Here is a 22,434-nt window from a genome sequence, read left to right on the forward strand (position 1 = left end):
ATTATCAGTTTTCTTGAGTCGAGGGACTCTTTTTTATCCCAATTTGTCGCACTTGTAATTACAATTCACAGACACTACACTAGTATATAAAAAGTCAATCAAAATGAGGTTAGCATTTGGGATTTTTGTCATATTCCGGCTATATAAAAAAAAGATGCAATTTTTGTAATTGCAGTATTTTGTGATATATTTGAACAGTATAGAAATACTGCGAAATATAAGCATTTTAGCAATAAATGCTAAAAAAAATGTTTGTGGGGTGATGGGGATGCAACCACTCACGGATTGCAAAAAAAATATAAAAAAATTATTGTCTGAATTTTGGCGGCAAACATTCAGAGCGATCCGCCAGGAAGGCCGTCGTGCGATATGTCTGGTTACGGCTGTTAGTTTTATTATAACCGGGACGGGTCTTCCGGTTTTGGCAGCTGAGTACAATCAATATGTTGTCAGCAGCTTAAGTTACACGCAACCCACTATTCCACAGGTTAAACTCCCTATACTTAATATTACAGTTCCGACAACGACTATTAAAATACCGACAAATACCGTAGGCTATTTTGAAAAATATAATCTTAATCTTTTTGGGAAAATATCTCAGATCACGAATACTGTGAATTCGCCGGTTATGACAGCGGCGGAACCTGCTACAACGACTCGGTCAACGAACACAGTCAATTCAGTGATCACACAGGGCTTGGATACAGTCAATTCCCAAACAACGAATACTGCTACAGACGTTTCGACGATTAAAAATACGGTGGCGCAAACCACTGTTGGTAATACAAGCGCGAAAAATTCGACGATCCGCACGATGAATCAATCAAGCACGACGTCGAGTCAAGATCAGGATGCGACCCAAGATATAACCCGGCTTACTAATAGCTATGGTTCGGTTAACAATATGATTACCAGCTATATGTCCGGCGGTAACAATGTGACGGTTGCAAATCTGGATGAATACAAGTTGGAAGATATTGAGAATAACGTCACGCAGATTGCTGATACGCTGTCTGCTCCCGGTGCGGATCCACAAAGTGTTGCCAATGTTTTAACGAATATGAGTAGTGATGTTGCGGTGCAGGTGGCGGATAAAATGTCGATAGGCGGCTTGACATCTGCCATGAACAACATGCCGGCCAGTGTTGCCAATACAATTGTCAATAATGTTTCTGTAACAACGCAGCAAGATTTAAACCAGCATTATGCCTCGACCAACAATAATGGCAGTACGACTGTCTCGCATACACTTCCGGCGGCAGGGTTTGTTCCCCAAACCGGAACCGCCACCCGGCAGGATAAATTACAAAATAATGCGGTTGTTGCGACCGTGACAACAGGTGTGAATGGTCAAGGCACAGTTCAGAGCACGGCGGTTTATAAAAACGGAAAGTTGCAAAATGGATGGAGTTTTTCGACAACCGATTCGGGAGGCACTGCTTCGACCACTTCTAACAATGTCTCGGCTGCTTCAACCACTTCTCCAACAACAAGTTCGACAAAAGCCTCGAAAACATCTTCCGCTACTAGTTCTACTACCAGTTCCACTACCAGTTCGACCACAAGCTCAAGCAGTGTCTCGGCAGCATCAACCACAACAGGTACTGGTGCGACTAATACAATGCGTAAGGATTTTTCCAGTGGTGCGTATATTGTCTATACATATAATGAAGACGGAAATGTGTCAGGTTGGTCAAGTTACAATAATCATGGCAATCTTGCAGCAACATCAAATAGCTCGAATTGGAGCAGTACAGCGGGCGGTGCAAGTATCAATGGGCCGTCTGCGGCTCAAATTCAGGCGGATATACAAGCCGGGAATACTTCGGGGTCTTATAATGGCGTTAATATAACATATACATATAACGCTGATGGTACAGTGACAGCGAGTTACCAGACCGCTACGACCACCACCACCGACGAATCTTCCTTTGACGGAGAATTCGAGTGGACGAGCTCATCAACCCAAACTACCAACGTGACAGCAACCTATAATAAGGAAGGCACCATCGTCAGCAAGGTGGAAGAATGCAATGGTACGACAAGTTATTATTCTTTTGATAGCAATGGCAATATTAAACAAATGGAAGTGATTGGTACGAATAGTCACTATCGGGTTACATATAACAGCAGCGGAAACAGGACCCGATATGAAAATATCAAAGACGGCACCAGCATGACTTATAACTATGATAGTTACGACCGGATTACATCTACAACTGATCAGGATGGCGTTGTTCACAATGTTTCAGTGCCACCAGGAACATCAGCGAATCTAACCTATACTTTTAGTGATAATGGTCAGGTTATCGCAGCTGTCAGTAGTGCGGGCGACACCTTTACGTATAATGTTGAAGGCAAGGTTACTCATATTACCCGTGCAGATGGAACCAGAATTATTGTCACGAAATGGGACTCCCAGGGCAGGGCGACTGAAGGGAATTTTGCAACATATAGCGAAGTGGCCGATGATACGACGCGTGATCTATATGAGTCAGGTGCTACGCGTACTGTAACGGACAGCTCCGGCACCATCTATTTTTCATATAATGCAGACGGTTTATTGGCATCGGAGGCAATGAATTGCAGTAATGGCGATAAATTCTGGAATTATTACAGCTATGACAGCAATGGGGAATTGAGCCGGAAAGTCACGATGGATAAAGATGGCAAGGTAGCTTATACATTTTATAAAGAAGGTAAGGTGATTGGCGGGATTAATACGGATGGTGACCTATGGGGTGCGGATGGTATTTCTGCTGATGATCGAAAATGGCTCATTAATATCTATTACGGTCAAATGCTGGGCCGTGATGCTACTGATGCGGATTATGCGGCGTGGGAAGGCAAAACATTCGCAGAGATTAGTGCAGGTATTAAAAATAGTGCGGAATATGTCACGAAAGTCGTTACCGATTCTTTTGAAAGTATGCTGAATAGGGAGCCTACGCAAGCTGAACTGGATACCTATCTTGCGCAGGGACTTGCAGGCAATTTTGATGCCACGAAATTTAAAGAAGCGATAAGAGCCACGCCTGAATTTATCAATGGCGAGGGATTTGTTGATTATGTTAATGATTATGCCCAGCGCTATTTCCGGCGTGATGCCACAGCAGCGGAAATTTCTGCATGGCGCGCGAATTGTCTTTCCGGTGCGTGGGATGTGAATAAACTGGATGCAATTTTTATGAAAACCGACGAATATAAAAACAGTGTTGCATCGATTGACGCGCTCAAGGATATTGCCAAAGACTATCTCGGTATGGCCGATGCGTCAATTCAGGATTTGATCAATATTGGACTATTGGATGCCAATGGCAACAGTACGATGACTATTAATACAATTGTTAATGCGCTGAAATCTTCGGCAGCCTATATTCAGTTGGTGATGGCTGATATGAGCAACAAACAGGTTGATCCTGCTCACTATAAAAAACCCAAAAAAAGTGGATGGTTTAAGGCAATCATCATGGCGGTGATTCAAATTGTGGTCACCGTGATTCTGACCTGTATTATGGGGCCGCTGGGGACCATTTTGGCTGGTGCGGTTTTCGGCGCAATTAATGCTGCGCAAAATGGAGGTAATGTTTTTAAAGGCATGGTCATGGGGGCGGTGATGGCAGCCGCCACTATGGTCTTTTCGGCGGTAGCCAACGCTATCGTCGCAGCAGCCAAAGCGGTTGCCCAAGGTGCTGCTGCGATGATTGATGCTCTGAAAACTGCATTCACGAGTACACTCGATGCATTATCAAATGCTATGGGCAATATAGTCACGATGGTCAAGGACATGATTACCAAAGTTGTTACAAAGATCGCGAGTATTGTTTTAGAAAAGAGCGGATTGGCAGATAAACTTGGCGCGGTTGGCACGGCATTGGTGATAATGGTGGTTAGTGCAGTGGCAGCAGGTATTGCGCAAGGTGCGGTTAATGAAATGGAAATTGATGTCAATGCAACTTCGACATCATTTTCAGAAGGATTTACAGAGGGATTTAAAGGATCAATCACCGCCGGTCTGACAGCCAAGGGGATGAACAGCACTACGGCGATTATTACCAATATGGCAAAAACCGCTGCCACAGCGTATGTGGAAGATAAGATGGAAGCGAATGGTACCAGTCCCTTCTTAGTAGCTTTTGCGTCTTCAATGACCGGCGCAGCTGTTGTGGGTGCTTCTTATGCCTCTTTCGGTACCGGGGCAGGAGGTGCCGGTACCGGTGTGAAGGATATTGGTGCAGGTGCGGGTGCCAAGGGAACCGGCCTTGGGGCGCAAGGGTCTGGAAAAGCAGGGGTGGCGGATCTGGGGGATGGTACGGAACCAGGTGATGGCATGAGCGTTGAAGCGGGAGAAACAACAGGAGAACTTGGTGCCGGTGACAATCCAGCCGGTATGGGTACGACTCATTTTGACAATACAAAAAGTGAGGTTTTTGCAACAGGTGATGGACAGGCCGCTGGAAGTGGGGATATGCAGTCCAAGGCTTCAGACGCGATTAATGCAGCAGAACAAAGCACATCTACCGACTCACATCCTTCTGCGACAAATAGTACAGAATCGACACGGGAAACTTCAAATACAATTGATTCGCCGCAATCAAGTGAGCAATCCAATCAACCGGCAACCACGTCTAAAGATAATACAAATAATAATACTAACATTGCTGATTTTGGGAAGAGTCAACCTGAGTCAAATCAGAATGACAGGTCGGATCAACGCCAGGAATCATCAGATTCTGCCAAAACAGATGCACCGGACGAGCAAGATCAGAATGATCAATCACAACAGCAGCCTGAACAAATTCAGGATTTAAATCAAACCGCCCAAAAACCTCAAACACAGACATCAGGGATTAATCCGCTCAAAGAGGGCAATCAGGCGAATAATAATGGCAATGCAGATCCGGCCAATTCTGATGCGCCCCTCGATCAACCAAGTCTGACCAGTGATGCAACCAGTAAAGATAATCCTGAAAATGAGAATCTTCCAGGACAGGAAGTTGAGGATTTGGATAGTCAATCGGAAAAGGGTGTGAATAGCGATCCTTCAACCAGTACTCATGATTCCGAGAAGGGAAGACAGCAGGGCGAAGTTCCTACTGGATCAGAAAAAAATGTGTCATCCGGCGGTGGTGAAGGCGGCGGCGGTGCTGCTGAAGGTGGAAATGCTGAAGGCGGCAACAACGAGGAAACAAATGAAAATACCAATACCCCCGAAAATCAGAAAACAAACGATCCAACGAAAACAGATGCCCAATCCCAAGGCGCGAATACCGACGGCCGCCAAGACACAAAGGCATCTCAGACAGATGGTTATAAAGGCCTTAATGCACTCCAGGATTTTGGTCGCGAGACATTTGGGACCAGTTTGAGCCAAATGCTCACCACCAGTATAGCCTCTGGAATTCAAAAAGCTTTCCAAAAAATGTTGACAAAAATGTACGTCAAAGAAGTCTATGATGTCAAAGAACTTGCAGGAGATCAGGGGATCACGGAATCGGAGATGCAGGAACAACTCGAGCAATCCACTGATGGTTTCCAGAATGATTTAGTAAATAATAACGCAGCACTGACACAGGCCTGGGAGAGCTTTAGCAATGCACTGACCTATGGGACGGAACAGACGAGTAAAACGACTGTTGAAGAAACAACTTTTGGTGATAAACGCACCGTTCATAACAATGGCAACAGTTTGTATAAACCCGCGAATAGTAAAACCGGGGTTTTTGTTGATGCAGCAGGAAATGCGCAGGCCGTAGATCTGCAAAGCAATAAGCCGGTGGATGTTTCGCAACTCTCGACGGGTGAGGCACAGAAAATACAATCCAGCATGGCAACTGCTGCTGCGAATTATGCGGCGCTGGGAAATCATTCTGCAGCTGCCAGTGCGAATTTGGGTGCGGCACAGATGGCGCAGCAAGCCGGCGCTTCATCTGCGGTTGTACAAGATTATATTGCACAGGCGCAGACACAAGCTGTTCAGAGCGGGGAGGGTAACGTACCTGATACACAATCTTTGGCACAAGTGGACTTGGTGAGCGGTTCAATCCAGGCAAAACAAGGAAACATTCAGGCAGCCAGCGATAGTTTTGATAAGGCGATGAGTGCCATTAAAGCAAGTGATGCCTTGTCTGTCGAAACCAAAGGTGAAATGCAGCTCGGTGCCGCCCAACAAATGAATGAAGCTATTTCAGATCTCGCATCTAATGATAAAATTTCTTCGGATGTCAAAGCAACTGCCGCCAAACAGCTTAATCAGAAAATCACCAGTACTTTGGAAAGTGCCGGCGTTAATTTTGAAACGGCAAAAGGAGATGTGAAAACTTCAGGACTTTCCAGAACCGGGAAAGCGGCCAACCAACAAGCGACAGAAAAAATGCAGAAAGCTTTGAATGCGACCACATCTGAAGCGCAGAATGAGAAAAAAGCTGAGGCGGAAAAACTTCAAACCATTGCGGATAATATGGTTGAGGCGCTTCATTCAGATTTTGAAGCCAGTAAAAAAATGGACAGTGAAAAACAAGTGGCGCGCTTAGGTGCGATTTCTGACATCGGAAGCGAGAAAGCCAAAGAAACCATTCGGACCGAAATTGCTGATCTGGTCAGTTCGCAACAAATTGACGCAAATGATCCGGCAAAACAGGAAAAACAAGCAAATGCCATGAAAAATTGGGAGTCGCAGGAAACCCTCGCGACTGCGAACATGCTCAAAAATGCCAATGGCGCAGATTCAGCTGTTCAAGGAATGCTCGGTAATGTTGTGAAAGATGATTTGAGAAGTACAGGCAAATTTAATTATGATTTACTGGATGCGCAGACCTGTGCTGATGGCAGGAAGCAGGAAACCTATGATCAGGCTGCATCCCAGGCAAAGACAGATACGCAAAAAATACAGCTCACACAATTACTCTTGCAGGATGCCAGTACGGCTATTGAGGGGTTCCAGGCTGATATGGTCCAAAAACAAATGGACTCCATCTCAAACGAGGGCTTGAGCAAGTCCGCTGAATTAAGACAGGGTTTTGCTCAAGCAGCCAAGGATATGAGTAAGAAGATGCTTGGCGATGCGGATAAACGCAGTGCCGCGAGTGATTTTCTCAACATGGCAGCGGATAAGTTAGATGCGGTTTTAGAACAGACTGCGGCCGGTAATTTGTCTACTATGTCTGCAATTGAAATGAGTAATCTGAAAAATTCCGCATTTGAACTCAGCGCGATTGCGAATGCCATGGACATCGCAAGTGGTCAAGCCAGTATTCAAACTGATCGGGATTTAACTCAGTCAGCAGCGCAAATAGAAAGTGCTTATAAAGAAAACCCCAATTTCGAAACAAAGACCGTCATTGTAGATGGCAGGAGTGTTCTGAAAGTCACGAACATACTGGATAAGTCGTATAAATTGTTTGGTGTCCAGGATGAGGTTGTCACAAAAGCGATGGACAAAGCAGGTGCGGGTGACGCTCAGTCGGTTTTTTGGAATGTCAGTTATACAAGCGGGGGAGCCATAAAAGCATGGGGTACAACAGGGACATTGGAACTCCCGGCTGGGAATTTGTCAGGTGCGACTTTTCAAATGACTGAAAATAATCAGATCACACTGACCGGGACACTGGGAACACAAAATTATACGGCAGTCTATGGAAGCTTCGAGTCCGAAGCCAGCACGGTATTGCCTGCGGGTGTCTCGGAATTGATGAATACAACAGTGATGTATTCTAAAACCGGGGATACGGAAGTTTTTTATAACAAAGATAATTCATTTACAGTTGTAAACGGTTTGGATACCCAAGGCAACCTCATGAAAAATGTGGATGGCGGTAATGCCGTGCGTTTTGCCAAGAATGGACGCGCGCTTGATCAGGCAACCACGGCCGGTAGTAATGTTTCGTCCGGGGATGCAAATAATCAGGATCAAACCGCGACGCAGATCTACGAACGTAAGGATGTCAATTTTAGCTGTAGTTTGACCAATGCCGAGGGGCAAAGAACCGAAACGAATTTCACAGATCATGAATTTGTGCAGACGACGAAGGGTGAGAAAAATGGTGTGGCCTACACCAGCATTACGACCCGTAATAGTAGTATGCAAACAACACGAGAGCAGTATTCTACGGCGTTTATGGTACAGGAGATGGCAGATGGTAGTATTCTGGAAATATCGGAATATTCCCGTGATTCTGTGTATGAAAATAACAAACTACAATCAACAAAAGTGACCGGTGAAAATGCAATAACAACCAGGGATGGTAAAGTTGTTTCGGAAAAAGCTGAAATAAATCATACAACGACTTATTCGTATGATCCGTCTTCAGGTAAATTGACTGGGAGCGTGCGTGTAGGCACAGAGCAAGGTGTGAGAGAAATCAGTAGAGATGTGTCAGGTAATATAATCAGTACCGAGGTTTGTAAAAATAACAAATATACAGTGGTGATGGATGCGCAAGGTAAAACATTAAGACAAGAAAATATAAAATTAGCTGTACAGACTTTGGATGGCATAGGACGCGAAATTGCCAGTAAAGGGAAAGATAAATATACAACGACCTTCACGTATAATGCGGCTGGTGAACTGACCGGGAGGATACGTGAAGGGGGGGTATCGCAGAATGGACAAGACATTAGTCGCAATGAGGCGGGGGAAAAGATAGGTAGTGAGACATATGTGACGAATACTTACACAATAGTGATGGATGCTCACGGCAGGCAGGTGAGCAGCGAAAGTACGAAAACAGATGTTAAAACATTGGCAGCTGACGGAACACAAGTTGGTGACACAATACCATCACGAAAAGTTACGATGAATGTGACTGGTTTTGATACTCAAGGACGACCTAATAGTTACACGCGGGAAATAACAACAACGAAAAATGGGGTTTTGGAAAGTGAAGGGAAGAAATCATCGCCCTACGACACAATCGTAACCAAAGTGACGGTGGGAAATGGGCACATGATAGGAAATGTTACAAGTGTTTTGGCTGCCGGGAAAGTAGAAATTCAAAAAACTGAGATGCGTGTGACCGATAAGAGTAAAGAAAATTTTGACGCAAAAGGAAATCCGAAAAATTATACCAGAATTATAACCAATCATCAGACTGGCAGCCTGAATAGCGAATTGTATGACAAAACAGTGACGACGATGAAGATTGAAAATGGGAACATGCTGGGAAGTACGACTCGGGTTTTGAATGGTGAAAATATTTTGCAAACTGTTGTAATGAAAGCATCTGCGAATAGCGAGTTTGTTGAGGAAGGTCCGGCAAAAGGAAGTCCAAAGAGTTATACACGGGCAGTAACAAATTATCAGGGGGGCAAACTTCGTGGTGATGCGTATGATAAAACAGTAACGACAACTAAGTTTGAAGATGGAGGCGCTGTTCACAGTACGACTGAAATATTTAGTGGCAACAATAGTTTGCAGGTGGCGGGAATTGCAGCGACTGAAAATAGCGGATTTGACAAAAAAGGAAATCCGGAAAGTTATACAAGAACAGTAACAAATTATCAGAAAGGCGAGCTTCAGGGCGCTGCATACGATAAAACAGTAACAACGATGGTCGTTGAAAATGGAGGAACACGGAAAAGTACGACTCGGGTTTTGAATGGCGAAGCTGTTTTGCAGACTGTAAAAACGATAGCGACTGAAAATAGCAAATTTGACAAAGATGGAAATCCTAATAGTTACACGCGGACAATAACAACAAATCAAGATGATAAGTTGGAATTGGGAGAGGGCCGAAATAAGGAAAGTGTAAAATATAACAAGTCGGAAACAACCATACAGGTTGAAAATGGTTTGCTTATGAATAGAACCACGCAGTATATGGACGCCGCCGGCAAAACCATTTTTGAGACAAGTATTGCCGTGAGTGCCCACTATACAAAAGAAGAGGCTGCTCAAGCAACACAGACGCATGGTGCGAGTCTGGACCCGGTCGCCAGCATGACCAAAGAAGGCGATCAGAAAAGCTATGTCCAGACAACGAAACGGTATGGTGGTACTGAGAAAAAGATAATAGGTGACAAAGAAGTTTCGATGGATGTTGAGTTTAGAGAAACAATTGCAGAAGTTGAAAACGGGAAAACAAAAACGCAGGACAGTTATATTAAATATGATTTGGTTAAGACGATGACATATGGAGAATTGGCTGCATCGGCTGATAATCCGCTTATCAGCCGGAAAGAAACTGAAAAACTTAAAACTTTTATGCAAGAAAAAGGCGTTGATCTCCAATCAACTGAAGTTTCGATAGATTACGAACTTGATGCCAGCGGAACGATGGTAACTGCCACTAGAATTTCTTTTGAAGATACAAACGGGAAGACTTGGAGCGCAGATCTGGTTAAGACTTCGGGTATGGTCGAAGCACCTGAGATGCATAGTACTATCGGTGCGAAAGTGGTCAAAATACCGAAAAGCGGTTTTGAAACCGGCGACTGGCAAGGCGAGGAGTCGATGACTCTGGAAGGTGTGGGAAGGGCGCTTGCCGGGACTGCAGCATTGGAAGATATGCAGAGTAAATTAACCGGGACGGATGCAAATACAAATTATATTGTTACGTATGATAACGAGGGGCATGTTACGGGTGTGAGATATGAAGATACCCAGGGGTTGGTTCGTTCGTTTGAAATGGAACAAAAAACCAGTTTGCTTTCATACTTGTCGTGGCATGGTCCGACAGCAGACACGGTACTGTCTGATACGGGGATATCAAAAACGGAAACGCATGCGCTCGACGGTGTGGTGAAAGAGCACATAGAATTTACGGCGGGCGGGAAACCGACTTTAATTGAAAAAACGGTAGGCACAACTGTATCAACCACGCAAGCTTTGGTGGCAGGACAGGCAATAGAGTTTGACGCCAACGGGGTGAAAAATGCCAAAACAACAACCACGGATACTAAAACAGGTGTTTTCATTGATACAATTGTCATCAATGGAAAACAAATTAAACAAGGTGAAAATTTAAGCGTCGCGCTCAACCAAGTTGATAATACATATACAATTACTGCGCCTGATAATCATGCCAAAACCAGTGTGGTCAAAGTTATCATACAGGGGCTTGTTGTTGCAGCGGCAGCTGTTCTCTTGGCGCCGGTGGTTGCGACGATTGCTGCAGCGGCGGCTGTCAGTGTCGTTGCCACTGCTGCTGTTATGAGCGTTGTTGGTGTACTTGCTATTGCGCCTATGGTTTCTGCAGTAGGTGCGATGTCTGCGCAACAAACTTTTGCGATGACGGTTGATGCGGAAGGTACTGATAAAACACAATTGGGTCAGCGTTGGACAAATAAAATATATACCAGTGTAGAAGGTATTGCCAATGCCTGGAATACAACAGTTGATAATATGCAAATGTATAATTGGGAGGGTGACAAGGGTGTATTTGATAATTTGGGGGATATAAAAAATTCATTCATGCATAATTTGAAATATTCATTTGCGGGGATGGGTAATGCATTCTTATCAACGCTGGAAATTGCGGCTTCGGTTATTACAGTTCCGCTCGATACATTTGCGGATAATGTGTTGAGACAATGGGATAATGGTGTTGCCCGCGGTGCGTATATCCTTGCGAAAGTTGTTGCGCAAAATGCCGTATTGATTGTCGCGATAGCAACCGGCACCGGGACGCTGCTTATCACTGCCGGTGTTTTGGCGGAGTTGCCCCATCATGGCGGTGCAGGTATTTTAGGGTTTGCTGCCTCTGTTGCCATTTCGGTTGGAAATACATTGAATCATTTTATTATTCAACCATTGCCACATTTGGTTCATGCCATTGGTGCGGTATTTACAAAATCTGCCGGAAGTTATGCCAGAGCGGATATGTATGTTGCCGCTTTTGGAGCACTCATTGAGGTGGCGTTTGCGCTGCATATGCTTAAGGGTTATGTTGGAAAAGCAAAATCAGCCTATGCATCTGCGCAAATTATTACGTTGTCTGCTGTGAGAGGGTTCAAGATCGCGAATACCGGTGGTGTTAAAGGAATCGCGAAAGGACTTTGGTCGGCAACCTGGCAAGGCGGGAAAATCACGTTTAAATCACAAGCAGCCAGAGCGGCTATGGTGGAAATTGTCTCCGGCAATATGTCCGTAAAAGGAAAATTTAGAGCTGTAGAATCATTGTCTAAAATGACAACGAAACAGACGAATAGATATATGTCGCTCTTGAAAACACTGGGGCGTGTTGAGACAAAACCATTTGTAGGTAAATTGCGAAATGATTTCCGTTTGAAAATGGATGGATATATGAATGGTTCGAAATTTTTCAGAAATAGTGTTGCTCCCAAATTGAATATCATGGGAAGAGGGCTTGGTGCCGCTGTTGGCAAAATTTCATCGATCGCGAGTATGCCGATGAAAGGGATGAATCGTTTTGTTGTTAAAACAATTGCAGATTTGATGCCGCTTTCATCGAAAGGCAATGTCCAACCAATGAATAATACCGGAAGAAAAGCAGTTCGCGCTCGTGTTGAACAAAAAATTCGATCAACACGCACTGAGTTGGCGAAATCCACGAGTTTGCGACAGATGATGTTTAAAGCCAATAAATTGAATAAATTATATGCTGAATATGGCGCGGCATTGGCAACGATGAATAATCCTGTTGAGACACTCAATGCGATCCAAAGTGCTGCCAAAGGGAAAACTGGAACCCAAAGTGCTGCGGGCCTGTTGGAAGCCTTGATCACGGCATCGCCGGCCCTTGGGGCAAAAGTTAGCGGGAAATTACTTAGCAAAAAAACAACCAAAACACAAAAGATTGTGGACAAAACCTGTTCATCTATCGGTGAAAATGCGGTGAAAGCAGCAAGCGTCATCGGGACAGGTAAACTGAATAATACGATGATGAATAAAATTATGGATAGTGCTGCTAAAAAAACAGGTGGTTTGGAAAGTTTGGTCAAGGCGTTGGGGAAAGAACAAGGTTCACTCAGACAGGCTTTTGAAGCAAGAACAAGCGAAGCAGCAAAGAAAAAGATGGAAAGAAAAACCAAGGAAGAAGCAGAAGCAAAAAAACAGAGTGAGGTTCCTGATCTTGTTGATGCGATATTCCAGCCTGGAAATTCACGCGCGCGGAAGCAAATGATGAATATAGGTGCCAAGAATAAAGTGGTTATGAAGCAACTTGCTGAAATGGCAAGTAAAGGTGAACGGCGTTTTATGCGTGAGCAAATGATGGAATTGTCGAAACAAGGCAATATGCAGGAGGCTTTGGTCAAGGCTTTGAGCGAATCAAAATCAGGAACATTAAAATCATTTGTGAAAACTGCATTGGAAAGTGAAATTCCTGACTTGGCGAAAAGATTGACCAAAGAGATCAGCAAAGATCCAAAAGCAACTAAAAAAATGCAAGAGTTCGCTAAAGATAATAATTTCACAAAACAAATGGCAGATTATGTATTAAATGTAGATGCCGTGCATGCCAAAGAAATGCTTCGAAATGTACCCAGGAACCTCAGGAAAAACGTTGTTGAGACGGCAAGTCGTGAGTTGATACAAAAAGTTACTGGTGAATCTGGCTTGAATAACAGGGGAGGTACGGTAAAGGATTTAAGGAGAGCCAAAGAGGGGCTTGATGCTAAAAAGAACAAACATGAAATAGAACAACTGGAGCGCCTGGAAGGGATAACAGTAAAAGCAAAGGGTGAAGTCAAAACTTCATCTGGGGCAAATGGCAATGCAAAGGGTAAAGGCAAGACGGAGGATGCGAAGAAATCGGAAAAAGACATTGATCCTGCGGAAACGGCGTCAGGGGTTGATCCTTTTAGTATGTCCGCCTATAAGGCTTTGGATTTATTAAAAGATCCATTACAGACAGGGTATGAAGTTGCGAAAGTCGTGTCAGGTTTGAAATTGATTGAAGGGATTGGTGTTGGGATAAGAAAATATTCTTCAAGTCAACGCGCGCTTTTTGAACAGGCCAGACTGGAAAAACAAACCTCAACATTGGAAGGCACGATGGGGGCGATTAAAAATATATCGCATGAAATAGCCAAAACAGATGCCAAATTGGCGAGAGTAGCTACCGGCAAACTTTCTTTCAGTGGGCGGGCTGCTAAAATCCAGAAATTACTTCAAAAACAAAACGCATTACAAACAGAACAAACGCAATTGATGGCTCACGGTGGATTGATTTCAGAAAGTGCGGCAGGTATTAACCTGGAATTGAATAAATTAAATATCGATACTCAAATGCTTGAAAGCATGTTGGGTAAAGAAGGCGTCAAGCAGTATGCTGAAGAGTTTAAGGCACTGAAGAAGGCTGTGAAAGAATTTGTTGAAGCAGGCGAGAATATAACGGCGGAAACCAGACGGTTAAACAACCGTAATCAAATCGTCAGTGCGAAATTGGAAAGATTAAAACAATTAAATAATTCGACAAGTAAGCGGATTCAAAAACGAGCGGAAATGTTGGAAAAACAAAAGGCGGATTTAGAATCCACATTGTCTGAAATGCGCATGCCGACTGAAAAAACAGAGGCCAGAGCAAGAGAAATGGAAATTAAACGCATGGAAGCCGGAATGGAAGTGATCAGGGCCTCAAAAGCTTTGGAAGCAGGCGGGTTAAAAGTGGTAAGAAACGCGGCGGCAAAAAAACCGGAGAAACTCAATATCGAAAATCAAATTGCAGAGATAGTGAGGTTGGAAACGAAGATCAGTACTCAATCACGTCGGATGAGAAATGTTCAATCATCGAAAGAGGTTCGTACAGAAAGAAATTTGAAAATAATGGAAAAACATTTTGCTGATAAAATTGCTGAAAATAGAAACAAAGTGGATGAACTTCGAAATGATTTGGTAAGGCAGATGGATGTATTGGGGCAAAACCGGTTATTTGCTGAAAAATTATCCAAACAATTTGCGAAACCCGGTGCTCTATCTGAAATGAAAAAATTTACAGCTGAAATATTCGAAAAAACAAGTTTGGGAGAACAGAAAATACGCTTTGAGGAATTAAATTCAATTGCACAAAGGACATTACTTGAAAATTTAAGCGCAACGGCTTTGGCTAAGCTGGCCAAAGCACGCGGGTATGAAAAAACAATGCTTGAGGTGAACAAACAACTTGAAGCTGCCGGGAAGTTAGAAGCGGACGCAAAAGGCACAAAAACCGAGATGAAGAAAGCACAGGCCCTTGAAGCCTATTCTCGCGCCGGAAATATGCTCGCTGGAATTGGCGCCAAATCCAACGGACTCCGGAACGGTAAAAACAAGGCGCAATATCGTAAAGCGCTCAAAGCCAGTGATCTTCAAGTCAGTCAGATGTTGGATGGGATGAGGACAAAACGTCTGGTTAGCGATACCGAAATGGCGAAGATAAATAAATTCCTGAAGTTTCATGTGAAGCAAACGGAAGGGAAAACAGTAGAAGAAAGTTTGGCGGAATTTAATAATCAGGGTCTGATGAATAAATTAGGACGCTCAAAATTGACCATGGAAAAATTGAAACTTGGGAAATCAAGTGCTGAGCAATGGGAAGTGTTTCGGAAGCAGCAAGGTAAGCGCGAGAACATGACGCTGGAGGACGCGGCTAAAATTGAAGCTGCTAAAAGTATGACGTCGAAAGCCGGGAAAGCATTCCGGGAATTCATGGAAACGCGACAAAGTAAAGAGACAAGAATAGGCGACTTGTTAACGGAATTTAATCGAATCCAGGGGATGAAGGGCAAGGTGCAGTTGCGCGAAAAAAACGTTGAAGCTTATTATAAACATCATTCGCAGAAATTTAATGAACGCGTAATGAATGAAATACAAGCATTTCAAATGACACAGCTTAAAAAGGTTACATCTGAAACTGAAATTAAAAAACAAGAAAAGTTAATTGACAAATTAAACGAGGCTGATGTTCTGACACATGATCTTGCGGTTGCGAAAACTGAAGGGAGAACGACTGGGAGGGAATATGTTAAGCAACAAAAAAGGTTGAACACGGTGTTGAAAAGTATCGAGCGATTGGAAAAAGCAGGAACCAAGTTGGAGAATACACCTTTCGCGGAAACCATGATGGTCGAAAAAATGGAGAAAGTGCTTGAAATCGAGAGCTCTTTGGAAATTGCTATTATATTAAATAAAATCAAAACCAAAGTTGAAAAGAAAAACATGTCTGAGGCGGAAGCTGAAAGACATTATGATAAAAAGCTGGATATGACGACTGAGGGTTTTAAGGATTGTTGGTCACATTATGGGAAAATTTATAAAAGTGCGAAAGCATCTGAAATTCAAAAACATAAAGATGCAAGTAAAAAAATAGAAGCAGAATTAGAAAAAGTAATACCCAAAGCGGAGCAAGTAACCGATGGTTATGGTTTTTATAAAGCCTTTAAGGGATTGCGTAATAAAAAATTAAAGGATGGCAGCATGCGGGCAGGATCAATTGAGGATGCGCGTCTGGTTCGGATTTATGGAGAAATGGTGTTTAAACGGCTCACCGGGTATCCCAGCACACGTGTGGCGCAGCGCGTGATGTTGAGTGAGTTTTTTGGCAAGCGCAACGCAGGGTTGCGTGCAGGTGGTGGTAAGACGCATCCATTCATCATGTTCCCGGGCATGACAAAGATACTCACCGGGAAATCATTGCGCGCAGAAATTTTGGTTGATGATGCGCCTGCAATTGATAAATACCTCAACGAAGCACAGGATACCAAAGGAAGTCATGGCAAATCGCTTAAACAGGGTGATTTGGCAAAAGCATTTGGTATTGAACTCGTTAACGGGAATAAATTACATAGTGAAGGAAAGTATCGCGAGTTGGTTGATGCTTTAAATAATTCGAAAAAAGTGGTTGTGTTTGATCATACCACGCGCGCGCATTTGCGAAATGCGGAAGTCAGTAATCAGAAATTGCGTGCTGCATTGCAAAGAACCAATCATGTTGGTATCGATGAAGTGCACATGGCAGCGACATCACAAACTTCCGCGGTTATCGGCGGAAATGTGTCGGCTCCAAAAGCGGAATTGGTAAGAAAAATTGACAAATTGTTAAATGATATTGGATTTAATGCCAAAACATTTGAGTCTTCTGCGAAAAAAACCGGGAATAAGGGATTGGGTGAATTGGGCAAGGGATTCAAGGTAGAGGATTATCGCGGAAAAGAATTAAGTGGATCAAAAATGACTGAATTGAATAATGCGTCAACAAAGAAAATTATGCTTTTGGATGGTGAGATCAAACTCAATCATGCTGCCCGCGAATCTTTGAAACAGTATAAAGCCGGCGAGATTTCATCTGTCCTGAGAACGTTGTATAGTAAAACCGGACGGGCTGGAGAATACAGCTCTTATTTCGTGAAAAACGGGTTGGTTTATCCGGTGGATATGCTGGGGAAGATACAGTTTGAACAAATTAGTAATGATATCGTAGGACAAATTACAGCGGTGCGTAAACACGGCGCTGATCCTTATACGTCAGTACGTGTCAATCATACCTCAATGCAGACATCCATGTCTGCCATGTATGCCGGAAATAATGGTGCGCATATTGTGGGGGCGTCCGGGACCATTGCAGGTATCGAAAGCCTCATGCAAAGTAAAATTGGTTCTTCCTCCAGGCATATCAGTACCTCCATGCTTGATATACAGACGATGATTAAGAATACCGGCGGAAAAGTCCTGAGTATGAGCAAGGCGGATTTGGCAAAGGCAGATAAAGCGGTTATCGATACATTGGTCAATAAAAAGAACTGGGATGCCATGGTATTTGAAGCAGATCCTGTTAAACAGTTGGAATTAGTGGATAAATATATGACGGACTTGAAAAGAAGGGGTGTGAATGATGCAATAATCAGTGTGATCAGTGCTGAAGGAACAGGATTTTATGTGAAGAAGGGCACGGGTCAGGCATTGGCAAAATCCAAAGATTTCAAGAAATTGTTGGAGTCAGCAGAGGTTAAATCGAAAAATGTCACAGTGCATGAGGGCTGGAAGGTAAATAAAGGAAAATATGATTATATTGAGATAAAAGATGGTGTTCAGGTATTGGTTCAGGCACATAAAGCAAAAGCGGATAAAGTGACGGGTGAGAATACCGGGAAGGTATTTATGAAAAATCGTCAGATCAGTATTTTTAATGAGCAGGGCGCGGTTGGTAAAAACTTCCAGAATGACGCTATTTTAGTTGTTCGGGGTGCGGAAAAAATGTCGGCGGATTTATTGACACAAACTATTTTAAGGTCAGGACGTCCCCATACAAAAGGGGCCTGGAAAACAGAACGTTATCTGGCGGTCAAGGATAATGTTTTGAAAAATGCCAATGAAAATATTCAAAAGCGTTCGCCGGAAATAAGATCGTTGTTGGAGTCGATTACAGGTAAAGACAATAAAATGAATGCGACGAATAGTGAGATTATTCGGTTGTTAGCCAAAGGAAGTAATCGAAGTCTGGCGGAACAGCTGAAGCTCAATGCGGAATTCCGCCAACTTGATTTGGTAGGCGATTCTACGCGCTTTGCTGTACAGGATACGTTCCGTGACCGTATGGTGATAAATCCTCTCAAAGAAGCTATGAATGGTAAAAATAAGGAGAGCCGTGCGTATAAAATATTTGACAAGGCATTATCCGATGTTTTGAATCAACATGGTTCCAGTGCGGATCTGAAATTGCGCATGGCAGGAAAAGAGTCGGCGAAGACATTAAATGACAATTATGTTAAAAATAATTTTTCGAGTAATCTGAATGATGCGGCACAAGTTTGGAGAAATGTCAGAAAGAATGCATGGCGATCACGAAATATGTCACTTAAAACCTGGATGCAGGCGACAAAGAAGTTGGGCGAAATCAAAAGTGCCCAGCGTGCATTGCAGAAAAATGAAATGCCGGTACGTACAGAGGTGAATACCTTTGCGGAAGCCACAACATTTGAAGAGTTATATGTTGTGGGTAAACGATTGATGGAGAAGGTGTTATCCAAGGAAACCGGTGGTTCGGCAATCGGCGAGCTGCAGCATCAATCCAGTCGTGTTGCCAAAGCAGCCAAGGAAAGCAAGGTTGATTCTAAAGTGTCGGAAGCATTTGAAAAGTCGTGGAATGAAACACATAAGCAATTGGAATGGAGCGCCAGGGATAATAAGACGTCATCATCGCAAATGACATTGGCGCAAGCAGCAAAGTATTTACACACTGATGAAGCAACTGCCAAGTTGGCATTGGCCAATACGGCGGCGGATGCGATTCAGATGATTCATAATGCCGATTATACGTCGCAATTGAGTGGTGTGTCAGATGGTGTGATGTTTAATACTGAAGGGATAGCGACTCCGGAAAATGTATCGGTTTCTGATGTTGAAGTACCGTCATTTAATGACAGCCGGATAGGCTCTGTTTTAAAGAGTGTACCCGGTTTGGGCGGCAATCTGGATATCAAAGCAGCTGAAATCAATCGTACTATGGGTGCAATTAACGAGACGACACGTTTGTGGAATGCCGGCACAGATGAGAGCTTTGTTGCTGCCCAGCAAGCGAACTTTGGCGAAAACTGGATGGAACCGGCTTTGCAGAACAAGTATGGTAGTGATATTGCGTTTGTGCGGAATTATTCCAAAACAAATAATCCATTAAAGCAGGCATGGATGATCTGGAATCAACCGAATCAGGCGAAAGGATTGCTCAACCAATCCCTCCAAAATATAGCCAATGTCAATCCGAAGCTCCAGGAGCTCAAAGCAAATTCGGATGCGACCTTGACGTATCAAGGCCGGACAATGAAATTGAATCAGGCCACGCAGTATGTGCAGCAGCAGTTGGCGCAGGCGCAATCATTGGCCGAGCGCTACGGACTGGACATTTCGCAGCAGCTGGCCGGTCTGCCGGCACGGCAAAGAATTGTTGAGCGACAAAGCGATGCGGTACAATCAGCTGTAGAATCGCAATTGCGTCATCGTCAATTCCAGTCTGTGCAAAAGGGTGTTCAGACCTGGCAGAATGTGGTGCGCAACTTCAATCGGATGGATTTTGTGGTGCCGATGACGAAGGCCGCACAAGGTGTGATCCAGCCCAATATGATCACCCGTATGGCAATGGGGACGCTGTTTGTCGGGATGATGAGTGTGACCAGTCTTCCGGTAACGACGTTAATGATGGGTGTTTTTGGAGGGATGATATTTATGCCGCTGGTTTCACGCATGACAAAGAATACGGATGCCCAAAAAGCGCCATCGTCACCACTCATGAAATGGGCCATGCCAATCGGGCTTCTCATTGTTGGCTTGTTTGGGAATCCGACGATTGCCACGGCAGGTGTTGGGACGTTGTACAATCAAGTGACGGAAAAAGTTTTCAATGTGAGTGAAGTTGGTGAAAATCAAGTGATGGTTAATATTCCAACGGAAAGCAAAGGTGAAAAACGCGCAGATATTTCGGGAAAACCAGTGACCCGGGCAGGAAAATCCCTGGTGGATGCGTTTAAATCGGAAATGGAGAAGGCAAAGACCAAAGACGGGAAAACCGGTTTTGCGGTTCTGCAAAGATTGATGGCGGAGGACCGGTTCGGTAATGTGAGGTTGAAAGCCGGTGCATGGGCGCAAAATTACGGCTACATGCATCTTATTGCCGCAATATTCAGTATGGTCCCGCAAGCGCTGGAAAGTGTTTCTGAAATTGATTTGGCTTCGGAAGGCGAACAGGTTGCGGAAGATGCGTTAACACAAACAGGTATGAAAATTCGTGTGACCCGGAATTCGCTCAACCTCATGAACAAAAACGCCTCTGAAGCCGTACTCAATCAGGTGCTGATGGCGGTTATTCAGAATGTTTTTACAACTGCTGAAACGTCAATCCTTCAAGGGAAACTGGCGCAGCATCCTGAATTTAAAGAATATGGTTCTTTTGGGTTGGCTGAATTTTTGAAACAATTTATTTTTGACGGGCAGGTACTACAAAACCGGATCCAAGGCGAGTCTTGGGTGGTTCTGGGCGGGGAAAATTTTTATTCCTTGATCAAAAACAGGTTGGGCCGTGAAGTGAGAAGTAATGAAGTGAATGAATTGGATTTGGCAATGGGTGAACTTGAGAATGAAGCGATGCCAAAAATGCGTGCGATGGCCAACGAAATTAAAAAACTCGCAGGACATGAGCTTATTGCCAAACAAGAAGAGTTCCAGGGACGCTTTGGGGTGGATTACATTGACTATCTTGCGATGGCAAATCCCTCTTTGGCTGAAAAAATATTGCTGCTCTTTGCGGGCAAAGAAATTTTCCAGGACAAAAATCCATTGGAAAAAATCAAGCGTCATGGAACACAAATCATGGGAATGGGTGTGGCGTTGATTACGGCAGCGGCGATCGTCGGTATCGTCGGTACGATGGTGGTAGGTGTGCCGGTGATGTTCATTATCGGTATTCCTGCGGTACTCCTTATCATTGCCGGCGGGTTGATGCGCTGGCAGATTGCGGAGCAGGTGGCTTTCCGTATCAACCCGACCATGACTGTACGGAAACAAATCCAAACAGCAGGATTTGGCACAGGTGACCAAGCACAAAACGAAAAAGCGCACAATGCCGGTTTGCATACTTTGGCATTGCTGGATGATCCGAAATTTAATAAAGCACTACAGAATTTGAAAATTCGCGGTACGCAGCGCATGATTTCCGAGCACAACCGCAGTCGTGCAATTCAATCTATATTATCTCATTTGGTGCGTATCATGGAGAGTGATTTGAAGGATAAAACCAAATTGCAACTCACGCAAGAAGTGATACGAGTTTTAGGCTTCCTGGGGTTTGATATTAAAATGCAGGATCACCACTATAAGGATGCTCTGGTTGTAACTTTGACGCCCGAAACAGAACCGAAAATGTTGCAACAGGATTATAAATTAGGACGCATTATTCAGCGTCTGGGAGAATTGGGTATCAAACTGAATATGCGCAATTTGGGTCCGATTAAACAGCGTAAGCTTAAAGTCACCGGAGCGGCGGCTTAAACTGTTTATCGTGCTAGTGCGAACACGATGGGTGTGAGAGCCCATCAATGAAGCGGGTTAATATCGCCGATTGAAGGTGGAGCACCGAATTGATATTTCAGCAGATCGGTGCGACATCCTGCCGTATTTGGGGCAGGGCGAACATCTCTCGACAAAAATACCATGGGCTTACCCGGCATGTGCCAGGTAAGCCCATGGTATTTTTATAAAAAAGCCGTCTGGTCGTGTCCCGGCATCCGCCGGGCAGACTGGATGGTTTTTTAAGTATGACGCTATTTTCCGTTTTTTTTTGCAAGCTTATCCTGGATTAATTAATGAAAAAAGGGCAAAACAAGTCCAGTTTATTCCACTCAATCCCCTGAAGTCAGTAATACCCCTGTAAATAAAAGGTATTATTGCAATATAAAAATTTCCAATTTTGGTCTGATGTTTGCAAACAGGTAATGTGTATGATATCTTTACAATAAGAATTAAATAATTACTAAGAGGGTGATCACATGATGAACTCAAAAAATAATTTT

At 43.8% G+C, this 22,434-nt stretch carries 1 protein-coding gene; it reads left to right on the plus strand.

What is annotated here, in order from left to right:
- Nucleotides 1–268: 268 nt before the first annotated feature.
- A complete protein-coding gene (locus K8S19_11125; protein ID MCD4814229.1) occupies nucleotides 269–21,913 on the plus strand; it encodes a hypothetical protein in 21,645 nt (7,214 codons plus the stop codon).
- The last annotated feature ends 521 nt before the right edge of the window (nucleotides 21,914–22,434 follow it).

Source organism: bacterium (assembly GCA_021108215.1).
Lineage (GTDB): Bacteria > Oederibacteriota > JAAXVQ01 > JAAXVQ01 > JAUVAV01 > JAIORK01.